The following is a 16,753-nucleotide window of genomic DNA, read 5'->3' as shown; positions in this document are numbered from 1 at the left end:
AGGCCAAGCACGCCCTTCAGGCAGCATCGCTAACGTCACCCTTGATGGCTGCACTGATACGCCGACTGGCCGCCAGCGCGCCCTTGGCGTCCCTGTCCAGCATGGCCACCGTCAGGTCCACCAGGGCAGTGCCGGTGCTGATCACCTGCTTGACGCTATCGATGGTGGCGATGGTGTCCCGGGCGGTGTGGATGGCGCTCTGCAGCTCGCTGGCAGCCTCCTCGGCCTGCGCGCCCCGCAGCTGTATGCCATAGCCACGGAACAGGACTACGGCCTGGTCCAGCCTGTCCTCGGCTTTTTCCAGTTCGGTGGCTTCCTCGTCAGACAGCGCCGCGCTATGGGCGATACGGAAGTCCAGTATGCGGGCCGATGCCTGGGCAAAGGTGTCGGCTATCTGGTAGGCATGCTTGTCGGTCAGCTTAATGGTAAGTGCCATGGTGGGTTTCCTCCTTGCTGCAAGTCCAGGCTGCACTAGAAGGCGGCTTTGGCCTGCCGGTCCAGTTTTGCAATGGCCAGGGCAAACTGCTTGAGTTGGGCTGCCAGTGCCTTGTCGTCAGGTTGATCGTATTTCTGCTTGATCAGTGCATGCGCTTGCTGCATCTCGCGTATGGAGGCGCTGAACGCTTCCACCGCCTGCTCGCGGGCGGCAATCTGCTTCTCTTCCGCCAAGAGCTGGGTCTTGAGGTAGTTGGCAGCCAGCGGTTCGGTCTTGCCAGCGTTGTCCAGCGCCTCACGCAATAGAACGAGTTCTCTTTGCTCGTCCTTCTGCCACCCACGGTAGTTGTGCTGGGCGTAGTCGTTCAGCGCATTGGTGATCGCCAGTACGGCCACCTCGTGGTCCAGCAGGTCGCGTATCGCAGCCCTCTGCGCGCGCTGAGTGGCAATGCGGCTCAGATGGGCTGCCAGCCCGGTAATCGCGCTGAGTTTGCCATCGTCAAACAATGGCTCGTCGCTGCCTTTGCGTTTGACGGTGGCAAGGGAGTCCTTCAGGCCGCCGAACTCGCCCTTGTAGCTGGGCAGCTGCTCATCGGCCAGGGCAGTCAGCGTATCGGCGTATTGGCCCAGCAGGCCGTTAAGCTCGGTCATCACCTTGTTGTCGGCTTCGATAGGCCCGCACAGCGTAGCGGCCGCCTTCTCGGCTGCGGCCGCATCGAAATCGCGCGCAGTAATGGCCTTCTTGCGCAGGTACTTGGCGGTGCAACTATGGGACGAGCCTGCCAGCATGGGTTCGAATGCGGTGGTCAGGCGGTGGGTGTCACTGGCATAGCTGTTGACTGCCGTCAGGTTGGCGCAGCCGCCAAGCAGCAGGCTACCGCACAGCAATGCCGGTTTGAGGGTCGCCGCCAGGGAGAGCCTGTTCATGTTTTCCTCCTGCATTTTTGATTGTTTGCCGTCGCACGCTACCGTAATTGTGTCGCCAGTGCATCCTCCAAATTGGGGGGCGCCTAGGCGGATGGCCGCAGCAGCTGCGCCTGCCTGGTTTTCGATAGCGAAGCCAAGGCCTTGTTATATGACCAGCTCACCAGCTCCTGCAGATAGTCCGGCGGCATGCTGCGTACATCGACGATGGTGACCCAATGAAAACGCCCTAGGTAGCGGGCCGGCTTGATGCCCGGCATATCGGTCAGCTCCAGGAAGCGCTCTGGCGTGGTGCGGATGCTGAAGCGCCATTTTTCTGGGTCGGACAGCTTGAAATAGGCGAACTGCTTGTCGCCCACACCGTACACCAGCACATTGCCCGGCGGGCCGACAAGCTGGTGCTCCGCGCCGGGGAACTGGCTGCAATAGTGCTGTAGTTCGCTGGTGTTCATGGGGTGCCTCAAAGGGGGATCCTGCATGGACTGGTTGGGGCTGGGGCAGGATACATTGAGATAAAGGCGTAGTACTTTTTCGTGCCCTAACCAAGCTCAGGTAAGGCGAATCAGTGCTTTTGTCGGGTTGCGGCCTCATTGCCGCTGTAAGCCATGCAGTTTGAAGACAAGCACACCCTACCTGGGTCATACACTCTGATAGACCGTCAGTGCTACTCCAATACAAAGAGGGGTAGCGTACGGACACCTGTTTCGTTCTCGCTCAAGGTTCATGTCTCCAGATCCGACCACCCTGCAATGTCGCAGGCGGCAGGATTTACTCAGAGGTCACCATGAATAAGCCTAGCGAATCTATCAGTCACACTACCGGAAAAACCGATGGTATCGATCCAAAAACCGGCGACAACGAGCCCTCACGCGTTCGTCATGAGCCAGGGTCGGAATCAGGTCCCACGCGTCCTCAGCGGGAACCGACCTCTACCCCGCCTGATCAAGGCCCCGCGAAAGAAGTGACGGTAACAGCGGCTACAAAGCAAGAAGTGGCCCGATCCACTCGGGCCATTAAACAGGAGGCCCAACAGTTTCTTGGTTACTCGGAGGCCATCAGCATGGCGGCCACTGACGTGATGCAGCGCTACTTCTCCACAATCGAGCGCAGCACCCAGCGCTATTGCCATGCAGTCAATGCCTATCTTGATGCATTTCGAGAGGAGGGTATCAGTGCCGGTAGTGAGCACGAGGATAACGATAGTCCCGCACGCCAAGCATCGGCATTGCCCCACCCTCAGCGCTCAAGGACTGATAGTTTACGCTCTGGTACGCGCGTATAGGACAAGCACACTTAACTCAACAGCAATAGTTTAGTTGCCGCATACAGGTGCAGCGGAATGCCCCGTCATCTCACCCTCCCCACTCTGGTGTGGGGGAGGTAAGTTGCGGGGTTTCTCATTGTGTCTCGCCGGATTGGGCATTGGCTAGGCAGTCATCGCAAGGCTCTCCATCAGTTCGATAGCGTACGGACAGCCATTCCAATCGCGCCCATTGTCGTCGTGTCGTACCCATCCTGACACGCCGCATCCTGCGGAGGGCGGGAATCTCCAGGAGGTCTCCTGATTATGTCTACCCCCAAAAACAACTCGGCCGGTGCCGGAAAAGCGGCTGCGCCTAACCCCAAGTCAGATTCAAGGCCAGATTCAGTCAAGCGCACGGCGACCAGCGTCAAACCCGATCCCAAACCTGCCGTCAAGCCGCACGCCAAGTAGTTCCTTGCCCCCGCTTCACCACGGTGCCGCGGGGGATAGTCAGCTTACAAGCCTGTGTCCTTGGCTACAGGTCTCTCTCGGAGGTGATCATGAACAAACCCGGTGAACTAAGCGTACCTTACAGCACGCCCGTCGATACGTTGGATGCAGTACACCTGACTGGCAGTGCCATGTCTTGGGGGGCGATATTGGCGGGTGCTACGGCAGCAGCATCTTTATCGTTGATTTTACTACTATTGGGCGTTGGCCTAGGTCTGTCGTCGGTCTCTCCGTGGGCTAGCAGCGGCATTAGCGCTACGACCCTGGGGACTTCCACCATTCTCTGGTTGACGGTCACCCAGCTCCTGGCATCGGGCCTTGGAGGCTATCTGGCGGGTAGATTAAGAGACAGCTGGGTGGACATAAATACCGATGAAGTCTATTTCCGTGACACCGCGCATGGCTTTCTGGCTTGGGCGATTGCCTCGCTGGTAACGGCTTCACTGTTGGCTTCCGCAGTAGGTGCGGTGGTCAGTGGCGGCGCCCAGGCGGGTGCGGCATTGACCAATGGCATGGCGTCTACCGTGATGACTACCACCCTTGGTGCTAGTGCACCATTGGGAGCGGTGGCGACTCGATCAGGCGGTGAGAGTGGGGCTCTGCCTTATTTCGTCGATTCCTTGTTTCGTAAAGACGGTAACGCAGCTTTGGAGGCAGGCGTGACCAACAGCAATGGTGTGCCTTCCACGCCCGGGCTGGAACCAACTGCAGCAACTTCCTCCTATGAAGTAACCCGTATCTTGATGACCGCCCTTCAGGCAGGCAGTTTGGCACCGGAAGACCTCAACTACGTCGGTCAAGTGGTTGCGCTACGCACGGGTTTGAATCAGCAAGAGGCTGAAAAGCGGGTGGGTGAAACTTTCGCACGCCTGCAGGCCGCGCTGGTGGCGGCTGAAACCACAGCCAGGGAGGCCGCTGACCAAGCTCGTAAAGCGTCTGCCAACGCCACTTTATGGCTGTTTATTTCCTTACTGGTCGGGGCGTTTGTCGCCAGCTTGGCTGCTACCTATGGCGGCCGTCAGCGCGATCACTGAGCCTCGTCTACCCATACAAACAGGAGGTTGCCATGCGTTCGCTATTGTTGCTTTTCCTGGGTATTCCCATCCCCATCATTATCCTGATAGCCCTGTTTCTCTAGCTAACCGCGGCGACCTGCAACTCAACTCACTGGACAAGACCATGACTACTACGATCAGCAACACGAGCAAACTCAACAGCCTGAAAAAGGCTCAGGACGCCACGGTGCTCCTGCGGGCAGACCATACCTTGGTGGGTGGGCTGTTTGACGAATACGAAAAGAAACCCTCACTGGCAAAGAAGCGGCAACTGGTAGCGCAGATATGCGCCGAACTAAGCGTGCATGCTCAGGTGGAGGAGGAGATATTCTACCCTGCGGTCAAGCGTGCTTTACATGATAAGGAACTGGTTCCTGAAGCCACAGTCGAGCATGCTACCTTGAAGGCGCTGATCGCTGAGGTAGAAGGTGTGGAACCGACTGGCGAAATGTTCGATGCCAAGATGAAGGTACTGGGGGAATACGTGAAGCATCACGTCAAGGAAGAACAAAACGAGATGTTTCCCAAAGCCAAGGCAACCGACATAGATATGGCTGAGCTGGGAGCCGAGATTGCCGAGCGCAAGAAAGCCCTGTTTGCGCAACGCAGCTAGGATGTATTTACCGCTTAAGTCTGGCTCGGCCCTTACGGAGTCGCCTTTCCTACGCTTCGCCAGCTATGCAACAGCCCCGGTTTAAACCGGGGCTGTTTGCTATGAACAAGCAATCCAAGACTTACAGCTGCATGGACTTGATCTCGTAGAACTCGTGTATGCCGAAGTCGCCCCACTCGCGCCCGTTGCCGGACTGCTTGTAGCCCCCCAGTGGTGCGTCGTAGTTAAAGTCGCCGCCGTTCACATAGCAGCCGCCGGTGCGTATTTCGCGGGCGATGCGGATGCCTTCTTCCTTGGTGGCGGCCCACACGCCAGACGACAGGCCGTAGACGCTGTCATTAGCGATGGCGATGGCCTCGGCCAGGTTGGTGTAGGGAATCATGCAGATGACCGGCCCGAAGATTTCTTCCTGGGCGATGGTCATCTTGTTGTGCACGTCGCGGAAGATGGTGGGCCGTACATAGGCACCCCGGTCCAGACCTTCAGGTCGCTCCAGGCCGCCGGTGACCAGCTTGGCGCCTTCGTCCAGACCCTTCTGGATGTACTTGAGCACGGTCTCGCGCTGGCCCATGGAGCTCATGGGGCCCATGAAGGTGTCCTTGTCCATGGGGTCGCCCACCTTGAGGCTTTCGGCTACGCGCTTTGCGATCTGGGTGGCTTCCTCATAGCGCGAGGCGGGCACCAGCATGCGGGTAAGGGCGATGCAGGTCTGGCCGGTGTTGATCATCACATCCTTCACGCCGAAGGTGACAGCCTGCTCCAGCGGTGCGTCCTCGGTAATGATGAAGGGCGACTTGCCACCCAGCTCCAGGCAGACACGCTTGATGCTCTCGGCGGCCAGCTGCTGGATGCGGCGGCCGGTAGCGGTGGAGCCGGTGAACGAGACCATATCGGCTTCCGGGTGCGTCACCAAGGCATCACCCAGCACGCCGCCGCGGCCGGTGATCAGATTGAATACGCCCTTGGGCAGGCCGATTTCGGCAACCGCTTCGGCAAAGATGATGTCCTGCAGGGGCGTGACCGAGGAAGGCTTGAGCACCATGGTGCAGCCGGTAGCCAGGGCGGGCGCCACTTTGCCGATCAGCTGGTACAGCGGGTAGTTCCAGGGTGTGATGAAGGCGCAGACACCTACGGGTTCGCGCACGACCAGCGAGTTGTTGACCTGTTTTTCCACTTCCATCTCATGGGCGCGGTCGGCAAACTTCTCAAAGGCCTTCACGCAGTTCACCTGGATGATCTTGGCGATTTCCAGCGGGCAGCCCATCGATTGGGAGATGGCCAGCGCCAATGCGTCCTTGCGCTTTTCCAGCGCGGCATGCAGCTTGCGGATGTAGTCGGCACGCTCGGCTGCGGTGGTGCGCGACCAGGCCGGGAAGGCGGCGCGGGCGGCGGCAAAGGCGCTGTTCACGTCGTCGAGGTCGGCGTTGCAGACTTCGGCGAAGGCTTCTTCGGTGGCCGGGTTGTAGACCGTGGTGGTACCGCTGCCATGGGGGGCGACCCATTCGCCATTGATAAACAGTTTGTCGTAGTGTTTCATGGGTTGATCTCTCGATGGGGATAGCATGTTGATGATAGGGCCGACCCAGCCGGGGCAAGCACTGCCTGTGTGCTTGGCCGCAGGCGGATGGCGGCGGGTAAGGATGCGGTCTGCTGTGTTAAGGCCCAGGCGCCTGTTCGGTAACGGTAAGCATTCCTCTAAAACCTAAAAACTGGGCGGCGAATTCGGGCTGACCAGGCTGGCGCTGACCAGTTCGGCATCGTCGCCACCCAGGTTGCGAAAACGGTGGGGCAGGGTGGAATCAAAATAATAGCCTTCGCCCGGCTTGAGTACCCGGCTCTGGTCTGCCACGGTCAGCTCGATCTCGCCCTTGACCACGATGCCGACCTCCTGCCCGGCGTGGCTCAGCATCTCGGCGCCGGTATCGGCGCCTGCGCAATACACTTCGCGCAGCATGGTGATATGACGGTTCTGTACACCGTGGCCCACCAGGAAGAGGTTGACGCCTTCGCCGCCGATGTCGGGCATCTGGCCCGGCTCGAAAAATGGCGAGGGCCGGGCGGGCTCTTCTATATCAAAGGTAAAGAACTCGGCCAGGCTCATGGGCACGCCATCCAGCACCTTCTTCAGCGAGGAAATGGACGGGCTGACGCGGTTCTGCTCGATCAGGGAAATCGTGCTGTTGGTCACGCCGGCACGCTTGGCGAGTTCGCGCTGCGACAAGGCATGCTTTTCGCGAACCAGCTTGAGCCGGGTGCTGACTTCCAGTGACATGGCATCTTCCTTGCTATCGAGTAATGGTAAAGTGTCCAATATAGTGAACACTTCGATGTGGGAAATTATACGGCCTTAGGCCGGCTGACAAGTACTGTTTTGCAGCAAAGTCATTGATATAGCGTTTATTGCGGCGCACAACCGATGGCGCTTGTGTCGTGTTTGGGGGCTGGTGTTTAATATGTTTGACATCGCATCTCGGCGGTGCGTTGAGAATGTTTGACGCACCAAGCGGGTGAGCGATGGCAGGTCACAAGCCTACAAATCAATAAACGGAGAGACTCATCATGCTGATCGGCGTACCCAAGGAAATTAAGAACCATGAATACCGCGTGGGCCTGACGCCTGCCGGTGTCAAGGAACTCAAGCGCAACGGCCACGATGTGCTGGTGCAGACCAACGCGGGGACGGCTATCGGCTTTCCGGATGAGCAGTACATAGAAGCCGGGGCGCAGATCGTGACGGCGGCCGAGGAAATCTTCAAGCGCGCCGACATGATCATCAAGGTCAAGGAGCCTCAGCCTGTGGAGTGCGCCATGCTGCGTGCCGGGCAGATACTCTATACCTACCTGCATCTGGCGCCGGATCCTGAGCAGACTGCCGCACTGGTGAAGTCCGGTTGCGTGGCCATCGCCTATGAGACGGTGACCGACGGCCGTGGCGGTTTGCCCCTGCTGGCGCCCATGTCGGAAGTGGCGGGCCGCATGGCCATCCAGGCGGCGGCGCGGGCCTTGGAAAAATCGGCTGGCGGTTCGGGTGTGCTGCTGGGGGGCGTGCCTGGTGTGGCTCCTGGCCATGTCACCGTGATCGGTGGTGGTGTGGTAGGTACCCACGCAGCCCGCATGGCGGCTGGCCTGGGGGCGGATGTCACCTTGCTGGATCGCTCGCTGCCGCGCCTGAAGGAAATTGACGAAGCTTTTGGTGGTCGTATCAAGACCCTCTACTCCACCCAGGATGCCATCGAGAACGAACTCAAGGTAGCCGATGCCGTGATCGGCGCCGTGCTGATCCCCGGTGCCGCAGCACCCAAGCTGGTGACCAAGGACATGCTCAAGCTGATGAAGCCGGGCTCGGTGCTGGTGGATGTGGCCATCGACCAGGGCGGCTGCTTTGAGACCTCGCGTGCGACCACCCATCAGGAACCCACCTATGTGGTGGATGGCGTGACCCATTATTGCGTGGCCAATATGCCGGGCGGTGTGGCGCGTACCTCAACCATGGCACTGACCAATGCCACGCTGGTGCATGCCGTGGCCATTGCCAACAAGGGCTGGAAGAAGGCGCTGAAGGATGATATCCATCTGCGCAACGGCCTCAATGTTTGCGAAGGCAAGGTGACTTATGCCGCAGTTGCCCGCGATCTGGCTTATGAATATGTATCGGCCGACAGCGTATTGAACTGATAGCAAGGCAGAGGGCGGTGGGTGACCACCCGCCGCCCGTGTATGTAACCCCGCCCGGCTGGTTTGCCGGGCACAGCGCAAGACCATGGATATGAAACGCAAACCTGTCGTAGGCATCGTCGCAGACCGCAAGCAGCTTGGCCTGCATCCTTTCCACTGCGTGGGTGAGAAGTACATCACCGCCGTGATCGGCGGGGCGGATTGCCTGGCTATCGTGATCCCCGCCCTGGGGGAGATGCAGGACTTCGGTGCCTTGCTCGATATGGTGGACGGTTTCTTGTTTACCGGCAGTGTTTCCATGGTGGACCCGCAACGCTACAACGGCCCCAGCCTGCCGGAAGGGCAGCATCTCGATACCGCGCGGGATCAGACCGCCATGCCGCTGATGGCGCTGGCTATCGAGCGCGGCATGCCAGTGTTTGCCATCTGCCGTGGTTTTCAGGAAATGAACGTGGTGCATGGCGGCTCGCTGCTGCAAAAAGTGCACGAAATGCCAGGCATGATGGATCACCGCGAGGACAGCGCGGCCGAACTGGAAGTGCAGTACGGCCCGGCGCACCCGGTGCAATTTACCGAGGGTGGCCTGATACAGCGCACCAGCGGCCTGAGCGAATACAGCGTCAACTCCATACACAACCAGGGCGTGGAACGCCTGGGCGCCGGCCTGCAGGCCGAGGCCCTGGCGCCGGACGGCCTGGTGGAAGCCTTCTCGGTGAAGGATGCAAAAGGATTTGCACTTGCGGTGCAATGGCACCCCGAGTGGAAATACGCTGACAATCCACTCTCGACCAGCCTGTTCAAGGCGTTTGGTGAGGATTGCCGGCGCTACCAAGCGAGCCGTTGACGGTGTACCACCGTTGAGGGAAACGTCGGAAAGCGACGGGGAATCCCCCCCGCCGCGCTTTCCAATGTTTGCCGGCTTGCCAACAACCGGAGGTTCGCCGCACAGCGGCGAAAAACTAGCATGGCACAGAACCAATTCCAGGACTTTTTCCGCGAATACGGCATTACCGAAGTCGAGTGCGTCGTCCCCGATATGACGGGCGTGGCACGCGGCAAGATTCTGCCCAAGAGCCAGTTCAATTCGGCCAATATGCGCCTGCCCAAGGCGGTACTGATTCAGACCGTGACCGGCGACTGGCCCGATGATGACAATATCACCGGCCCTACCGACCCGGATGTGGTCTGCGTACCCGACTTCAATACGGTCAGGCTGGTGCCCTGGGCGCCAGACCCCACGGCCCTGGTGATCCATGACTGCGTGCATTTCGACGGTTCGCCGGTCGATATCTCGCCCCGCTATGTACTGCGCAAGGTGCTCAAGCTGTTCGAGGACAAGGGCTGGAAGCCGGTGGTGGCGCCTGAGCTGGAGTTCTATCTGGTCGAGCGCAATATTGATCCCGATATTCCGCTCAAGCCACCAGTAGGCCGCACTGGCCGGGCCGAGACCGGCCGCATGAGCTATAGCATCGACGCGGTGAACGAGTTCGACCCCTATTTCGAGGACGTCTACGAATACAGCGACGCCATGCGGCTGGACGTGGACACCCTGATTCATGAGGTGGGCGCCGGCCAGATGGAGATCAACTTCGTCCACGGCGATGCCCTGGACCTGGCCGACCGTGTGTTCCTGTTCAAGCGGGTGGTACGCGAGACGGCGCTGCGCCACAACATCTACGCCACCTTCATGGCCAAGCCCATGCAGGAGGAGCCCGGCAGCGCCATGCATATCCACCAGAGCGTGGTGGGGCGTGACGGCAACAATGTGTTCTCCAATGCCGATGGCAGCCCGTCTGATCTGTTCCTCAGCTATATCGCCGGCCTGCAACGCTATATGCCGGCCGTGATGCCCATCATGGCGCCGTTCGTGAACAGCTACCGCCGCCTGAGCCGCTTTACCGCAGCCCCCATCAACCTGCAGTGGGGTTACGACAACCGCACCGTGGGCATACGGGTGCCCAATTCCGGCCCCGAGGCACGCCGGGTGGAAAACCGGGTGCCGGGCGTGGACGTCAACCCCTACCTGGCCATGGCCGCTACCCTGGCCTGCGGCTACCTGGGCATGATCAAGGGTTTGAAGCCCTCCGACCCCATGACCACCAGTGGCTACGATCTGGACTACGAACTGCCACGCCACCTGGAAGACGCCATCGAACTGATGCGCGATTCGGCCGATATCGCCGAGGTGTTTGGTGCCGACTTCGTCAATGCCTTCTGCGCGGTGAAGGAGAAGGAATACGACACTTTCTTCCGCGTGATCAGCTCGTGGGAGCGCAGCCACCTGCTGCTTAATGTATAACGCCGTCCCTGGCGCAAGATGCGGCCACGTTTTTCTACCGGAAACGGGGCCGCGGTGCAGGAGTCGGTCTTGCGACCATCAGCCAGCCGGCAAGGCGGCGACTCCCCACCCCAACCCGCTCCCCCGCCGGGAGCGGTAAGTCAATACTGGAGAAACCAATGAGCAATCCCTTCGACACCCGCCCGGCCATTCACGCCGAGGCCCACAAGCCGAGCGGCAGCGTGTTTGCAGCCCGCAGCACCCAGGAATGGCAGCAGATGGATGCAGCACACCATCTGCACCCGTTCAGCGACATGGGTTCGCTGAATAAGCAGGGCAGCCGTGTGATCACGCGTGCCGAGGGTGTCTATCTGTGGGATAGCGATGGCAACAAGATCATCGACGGCATGGCCGGCCTGTGGTGCGTGAACGTGGGCTACGGTCGCCGCGAGATTGCCGAAGTGGCTTACAAGCAGATGATGGAACTGCCGTTCTACAACACCTTCTTCAAGACCACCCACCCGCCCATCATTGAGCTGTCACAGCTGCTCAGCGAAGTGACGCCGGCTGGCTTCGAGCATTTCTTCTATTGCAACTCGGGCTCTGAGGGCAACGATACCGTGCTGCGCATCGTGCACCAGTATTGGGCATCGGTGGGCAAACCTGCCAAGAAACACATCATCTCGCGCAAGAACGGCTACCACGGCTCCACCATCGCCGGTGGCTCGCTGGGTGGCATGGGCTATATGCACGAGCAGATGCCTTCGCAGGTCCCCAATATCGCCCATATCGACCAGCCATTCTGGTTTGGCGAGGGCAGCGATCTGAGCCCGGCCGAATTCGGCCTCAAGTGTGCCCGCCAGCTAGAAGAAAAGATCCTCGAGCTGGGTGCAGACAATGTCGCCGCCTTTATCGGCGAGCCCTTCCAGGGTGCCGGCGGGGTGATTTTCCCGCCAGAAACCTACTGGCCAGAAATCCAGCGTATCTGCCGCAAGTACGATGTGCTGCTGTGCGCCGACGAAGTCATCGGCGGCTTTGGCCGTACCGGCGAATGGTTTGCCCACCAGCATTTCGGCTTTGAGCCGGACACCATGACCCTGGCCAAGGGCCTGACCAGCGGCTACGTGCCCATGGGCGCCGTGGCTATCCACAAGCGTATCGCCGAACCCTTGATTGCTGGCGGTGATTTCAACCACGGCCTGACTTACTCCGGCCACCCGGTTGCCGCTGCAGTGGCCGTGGCCAATATCAAGCTGTTGCGTGATGGCGGCATCATCGAGCGGGTCAAGACTGAGACCGGTCCGTACTTCCAGAAGGCACTGCGCGAAGCGCTGGATGCCTCGCCGCTGGTGGGGCAGATCGATGGCGCCGGCCTGGTGGCAGGTATGCAGCTGACTGAAGACAAGGCCAGCCGCAAGCGCTTTGCCAACGGCTACGAGATCGGCCTCAAGTGCCGCGATTACTGCTTCAAGAACAACCTCATCATGCGCGCCACTGGTGACCGTATGCTGTTGAGCCCGCCCTTGGTGATGAACAAGTCGGAGATAGACGAGCTGGTCGAGAAAGCCGCCTTGTGCATAGGCCTTACGGCACGCGAGCTTGGTATGGTGTAATTCATGCTTGCAACACGGCGGCCTGGCTGCCGTGTTGCATGACACTGCTTTGTTCAGCGCGTCCAGGGGCTTACCCCTGGATGTCGTGCAGATTCGTTTCGGCAGTCCTTCCCCGCATTATTTCAACGCTCAGGAGAAATTCGATGGTTAGGAAGCAGTTTGCGATGACCGTATTAGCGGCCACCCTGTTGGGTGTGGCGGCTCAGGCTCAGGCCGCCGGCCAGTTGAATATCTACAACTGGAACGACTATATCGGCGAGCAGACGGTGCCGAATTTCGAGAAGGCCAATAGCGTCAAGATCAAGTACGACGTCTATGACAGCAATGAAACACTGCAAGCCAAGCTGCTGACCGGCAAGTCGGGCTACGATATCGTGGTGCCCTCGCTGGAGTTCGCTGCCAAGCAGATCCAGTCGAATATCTACCTGCCGCTGGATAAATCCAAGATACCGAATTACGCCAACCTGAACCCCGAGATACTGAAGAAGGCGGAAGTAGCCGACCCGGGCAACAAGTTCCTGGTGCCATATATGTGGGGCACCACCGCCTTTGGCATCAATGTGGACAAGGTCAAGAAGGCGCTGGGTAGCGAACCCATGCCGGCGGATGAGTGGGAACTGATCTTCAATCCCAAATACACCAACAAGCTGAAATCCTGCGGCATCTCGTTTATGGATACCGGCAGCGATGTGTATTCCATGGTCAATATCTACCTCGGCAAGGATGCCAACGACCATTCCGACGCCACCCTGAAGGCGGCCACCGAAGTATTGAAAAAGGTGCGCAAGGATGTGCGCGTGTTCAACTCCTCGCCCATAGACCTGCTGGCCAATGGCGACGTCTGCGTTGCCATGTCGTTCAACGGTGATACCTATATCGCCAAGGATAGGGCGGTCGAGGCCAAGAACAACCAGAAGATCGAGTATGTGGTACCCAAGAAGGGCACCATACTGTGGATAGACAATATGGCTATCCCCAAGGACAGCAAGAATGCCGCCAACGCCCTGGCCTGGATCAACTACATCCTGGATCCCAAGGTGGTGGCAGAGATATCGAACTACGTGAATTACGCGAACCCGAATACCAAGTCGGCGCCGTTCGTGGACAAGAAGATCGCCAGCGACCCCAAGATCTTCATGAACCAGGAAGCACTCAGCAAGCTACAGGCCAAAAAGCCCATCGAGCCCGCTGCCCAGAAGCTGATCACCAAGTATTTCAACCAGTTCAAATCGGCCAAATAGGCTGACAATCGAAGGGCCGATCACAAAAGGTCGGCCTTTTTTGCGAAGATATGCCCTCGTTTCCAAATCAAACGCACGTGCCGATGGCGTTGCGCGTTTGATTTGGCAATGACCAAACCTTGTATGGAGTTTCTATCGTGGCGGTAACGGAAGTCGCAGCAGGCGACAACAAGCAGCACTACCTTGAGATCAAGGGCGTCACCAAGAAATTCGGTGATTTCTATGCGGTTGACGATGTGGATCTGGTCATCCCCAAGAACGAGATATTTGCCCTGCTGGGTAGCTCGGGCTCAGGCAAGTCCACCCTGCTGCGGATGCTGGCGGGCATGGAGCATCCCACCGAAGGCCGCATCATCCTAGATGGCCAGGACATCACTGACCTGCAGCCCTATGTGCGGCCAGTGAATATGATGTTCCAGAGCTATGCGCTGTTTCCGCACATGACGGTGGAGCAGAACATTGCCTTTGGCCTCAAGCAGGACAAGCTGCCCAAGGATGAGATCATTGACCGGGTAGGCAAGATGCTGGACCTGGTGCAGATGCGCAAGTACGCCAAGCGCAAGCCGCACCAGCTGTCGGGCGGCCAGCAGCAACGGGTGGCACTGGCCCGTTCGCTGGCCAAGCGGCCCAAGCTGCTGCTACTGGATGAGCCCTTGGGTGCCCTGGACAAGAAACTGCGGGTACAGACCCAGTTCGAACTGGTCAATGTGATCGAGACCGTAGGCGTGACCTGCATCATGGTGACCCACGACCAGGAAGAGGCCATGACCATGGCCAGCCGTATCGCCATCATGAGCGAAGGCAAGCTGATGCAGGTGGGCGGCCCGCGTGAGATCTACGAATACCCGAGCTGCCGCTTTACCGCCGAGTTCATTGGCTCCACCAATATCTTCGAAGGCCGGCTGTCGGTAGACGAGCCCGACCATATCGTCATCGAAAGCCCTGAGCTGGCACGCGGCATCTATGTGGACCACGGCATTACCGGCCCCAAGGGCATGACTGTGTGGTATTCGGTCCGCCCGGAAGACGTCGTGCTGTGCCGGGAAAAACCGGATGCGCAATACAACTGGGCTGAGGGCAAGGTACACGATGTGGCGTATCTGGGCTCCCACTCGGTCTACCACGTCAAGCTGGCCTCCGGCCGCATCGTCATGGCCAATGTGCCGTCCAATGTCTGGGGCAGCGAAAAACCGGCTACCTGGAACGAAGACGTGGTGGTGAAGTGGGGGGATGACGCAGGTGTGGTGCTGACATCATGATCAAATCCCTCTTGCATCGCTGGCTGCCCTCGGGCCGCACCGGCGTGATTGCGCTACCGTATTTCTGGCTGCTGTTCTTCTTTGCGCTGCCGTTCTTCTTTGTGCTGAAGATCAGCTTCGCCCAGCCCGATATTGCGCAACCGCCCTACACCCCCCTGGTGACCCAGGAGGAAAACACCACCACCATCGTGCTGGATACCACCAAGTACAGCACCATCCTGGACGAGGGCAAGGCGTTCTATCACTCGCTGTTCGACCCGGAAACCACCTGGGAGCAAGCGAAGGAAGAGAGCCAGTACGTGGTGGCCTATGGCAATGCCATCAAGCTGGCGCTCTACACCATGCTGCTGACGCTGCTGATAGGCTACCCATTGGCCTATAACATCGCCCGCGCCAACGAGGCCACCCGCAACACCTTGCTGATGCTGGTGATGATTCCGTTCTGGACCTCCTTCCTGCTGCGGGTCTATGCCTGGATAGGCATACTCAAGCCCAATGGCGTCATCAACAATGTGCTGATGTCCATGGGGCTGATCGATGCACCGCTGGAAATGCTCTACACACCGTTCTCGGTGGTGATAGGCATGGTCTACAACTACCTGCCGTTCATGATATTGCCGCTGTACTCCACCCTGGTGAAGCTGGATGGCCGCCTGTTCGAAGCGGCTGCCGATCTGGGGGCGAGCAAGGTCACTACCTTCTTCCGCATCACCTTGCCGCTGTCCAAGGCCGGTATCATCGCCGGCTGCATGATGGTGTTCATCCCAGCCGTGGGTGAATATGTGATTCCGGCGCTGTTGGGGGGCGGTGATGTGGTCTTCATCGGCAACAAGCTGATGGATGACTTCGGCGCCAACCTGGACTGGCCGCAGGCCGCCGCCGTGGCCGTGGTGATGCTGGCGCTGCTGATCGCACCCATCATCTGGTTCCATCGCTTTGAGCAGAAACAGCAGGAGGCTGCGCAATGAACAAGATGCCAACTGCCAACAAGCTATTCATGCTGCTGGGCTTTTTCTTTCTGTATGCGCCCATCGCCAGCCTGATCATCTACTCCTTCAACGAATCACGCCTGGTCACGGTGTGGGGTGGCTTCTCGCTCAAGTGGTATGGCGAGATGTTCAACAACGACGACCTGCTCGCGGCTGCAGGCCTGAGCTTCAAGATTGCCTTCCTTGCCGCCACCCTGGCGGTGGTGCTGGGCACGGTGGCTGGCTTTGTACTGGCTCGTTTCGGCGCCTTCCGCGGGCACTCGTTGTTTGCTGGCCTGACTACCGCACCGATGGTGATGCCCGAAGTGATCGTGGGTTTGTCCATGCTGCTGCTGTTCGTCTCCCTGCAGTCCAGCCTGGGCTGCTCGGCCGATGATCCGGGTGGCCTGTTCACTCGCCTGGGTTGCTGGGCGTTTGGCGAGCGGGGGATGATCACTATCTGGATAGGCCATACCACGCTGTGCATGGCCTATGTGGCGGTACTGGTGCAGGCACGACTGAAGGAGCTGGATCGCTCGCTGGAAGACGCCGCAATGGACCTCGGTTGCCACCCGTTCAAGGTGTTCTTCGTCATCACCATACCGGTGATTGCGCCGGCCCTGGTGTCCGGTTGGTTGCTGAGTTTCACCCTGTCGCTGGATGACTATGTGCTGACGGCCTTCCTGTCGGGCCCTGGTTCGACCACCTTGCCGCAGTGGATCTTCTCCTCGGTGCGTATCGGCCCCACACCGGAAGTGAATGCGCTGGCTACCGTGGTGATTGTCATCGTCACCGTCTTTGTGGTGATCTCCAACCGCTTGATGCTATCAGCCCAGGCCAAGCGTGATCGCGCCATGCAGGCGGCGTTTGCTGGTAAGACGGAGTAAAGCCGCTAGAACCATTCAAGGGCTGATTGCGGCAAAAAGACCTTGAACAGGC

At 59.2% G+C, this 16,753-nt stretch carries 15 protein-coding genes; 10 read left to right on the top strand and 5 right to left on the bottom strand.

The features are described from left to right. Window positions 1–16 precede the first annotated feature (16 nt). The 3 genes from QWZ03_RS01075 to QWZ03_RS01065 all read right to left on the bottom strand — a co-directional run bounded on the left by QWZ03_RS01075 (window position 17) and on the right by QWZ03_RS01065 (window position 1,811). Window positions 17–436, bottom strand: coding sequence for a hypothetical protein (locus tag QWZ03_RS01075; RefSeq protein ID WP_290331031.1), 420 nt, complete (start codon window positions 434–436; stop codon window positions 17–19). Window positions 437–471: 35 nt separating this feature from the next. Then, window positions 472–1,362 carry a hypothetical protein gene (locus tag QWZ03_RS01070; protein WP_290331030.1) on the bottom strand — a complete coding sequence of 297 codons (891 nt, stop codon included), beginning with the start codon at window positions 1,360–1,362 and terminating at the stop codon, window positions 472–474. 83 nt (window positions 1,363–1,445) lie between these two features. Further along, window positions 1,446–1,811: an MmcQ/YjbR family DNA-binding protein gene (locus tag QWZ03_RS01065; RefSeq protein WP_290331028.1), complete on the bottom strand. Its 366-nt coding sequence runs from the start codon at window positions 1,809–1,811 to the stop codon at window positions 1,446–1,448. A gap of 1,351 nt (window positions 1,812–3,162) precedes the next feature. Between QWZ03_RS01065 and QWZ03_RS01060 the strand changes: the two genes are divergently transcribed. Further along, a complete protein-coding gene (locus QWZ03_RS01060) occupies window positions 3,163–4,146 on the top strand; it encodes a hypothetical protein (RefSeq protein ID WP_290331027.1) in 984 nt (327 codons plus the stop codon). Further along, on the top strand, window positions 4,121–4,780 hold the full coding sequence (locus QWZ03_RS01055; RefSeq protein WP_290331026.1) for a hemerythrin domain-containing protein: 660 nt from the start codon (window positions 4,121–4,123) through the stop codon (window positions 4,778–4,780). The genes QWZ03_RS01060 and QWZ03_RS01055 overlap by 26 nt, the downstream gene beginning before the upstream one ends. 121 nt (window positions 4,781–4,901) lie before the next feature. Here the strand turns inward: QWZ03_RS01055 and QWZ03_RS01050 are convergent, their stop codons facing one another. Together QWZ03_RS01050 and QWZ03_RS01045 are read right to left on the bottom strand one after the other, a co-directional pair. Further along, a complete protein-coding gene (locus tag QWZ03_RS01050) occupies window positions 4,902–6,317 on the bottom strand; it encodes an aldehyde dehydrogenase family protein (protein WP_290331025.1) in 1,416 nt (471 codons plus the stop codon). A gap of 165 nt (window positions 6,318–6,482) precedes the next feature. Next, window positions 6,483–7,052, bottom strand: a complete 570-nt coding sequence (locus QWZ03_RS01045; protein ID WP_284197852.1) for a cupin domain-containing protein — start codon at window positions 7,050–7,052, stop codon at window positions 6,483–6,485. Window positions 7,053–7,339: 287 nt separating this feature from the next. On the opposite strand from QWZ03_RS01045, the gene ald reads away from it, so the two are divergent. From ald to QWZ03_RS01005, 8 genes are all read left to right on the top strand, one after another. Then, window positions 7,340–8,455: an alanine dehydrogenase gene (ald, locus tag QWZ03_RS01040; protein ID WP_284197851.1), complete on the top strand. Its 1,116-nt coding sequence runs from the start codon at window positions 7,340–7,342 to the stop codon at window positions 8,453–8,455. A 91-nt stretch (window positions 8,456–8,546) separates the two neighbouring features. Then, window positions 8,547–9,299: a gamma-glutamyl-gamma-aminobutyrate hydrolase family protein gene (locus QWZ03_RS01035; RefSeq protein ID WP_284197850.1), complete on the top strand. Its 753-nt coding sequence runs from the start codon at window positions 8,547–8,549 to the stop codon at window positions 9,297–9,299. A 120-nt stretch (window positions 9,300–9,419) separates the two neighbouring features. Beyond that, on the top strand, window positions 9,420–10,754 hold the full coding sequence (locus QWZ03_RS01030) for a glutamine synthetase family protein (RefSeq protein WP_284197849.1): 1,335 nt from the start codon (window positions 9,420–9,422) through the stop codon (window positions 10,752–10,754). A 158-nt stretch (window positions 10,755–10,912) separates the two neighbouring features. Next, window positions 10,913–12,346 carry an aspartate aminotransferase family protein gene (locus tag QWZ03_RS01025; protein WP_290331024.1) on the top strand — a complete coding sequence of 478 codons (1,434 nt, stop codon included), beginning with the start codon at window positions 10,913–10,915 and terminating at the stop codon, window positions 12,344–12,346. Between the two features lie 164 nt (window positions 12,347–12,510). Further along, window positions 12,511–13,587, top strand: coding sequence for a polyamine ABC transporter substrate-binding protein (locus tag QWZ03_RS01020; RefSeq protein WP_290331023.1), 1,077 nt, complete (start codon window positions 12,511–12,513; stop codon window positions 13,585–13,587). Between the two features lie 137 nt (window positions 13,588–13,724). Then, on the top strand, window positions 13,725–14,846 hold the full coding sequence (locus QWZ03_RS01015; protein WP_284197846.1) for an ABC transporter ATP-binding protein: 1,122 nt from the start codon (window positions 13,725–13,727) through the stop codon (window positions 14,844–14,846). Next, on the top strand, window positions 14,843–15,814 hold the full coding sequence (locus QWZ03_RS01010) for an ABC transporter permease subunit (RefSeq protein ID WP_284197845.1): 972 nt from the start codon (window positions 14,843–14,845) through the stop codon (window positions 15,812–15,814). The genes QWZ03_RS01015 and QWZ03_RS01010 overlap by 4 nt, the downstream gene beginning before the upstream one ends. After that, on the top strand, window positions 15,811–16,701 hold the full coding sequence (locus QWZ03_RS01005) for an ABC transporter permease subunit (protein ID WP_308447071.1): 891 nt from the start codon (window positions 15,811–15,813) through the stop codon (window positions 16,699–16,701). Before QWZ03_RS01010 ends, QWZ03_RS01005 begins: the two co-directional genes overlap by 4 nt. The last annotated feature ends 52 nt before the right edge of the window (window positions 16,702–16,753 follow it).

This window comes from Chitinimonas viridis, from assembly GCF_030409555.1.
In the GTDB taxonomy this organism is placed as follows: Bacteria; Pseudomonadota; Gammaproteobacteria; order Burkholderiales; family Chitinimonadaceae; genus Chitinimonas; species Chitinimonas viridis.
This window is presented reverse-complemented; position numbering and strand designations above follow the sequence as displayed.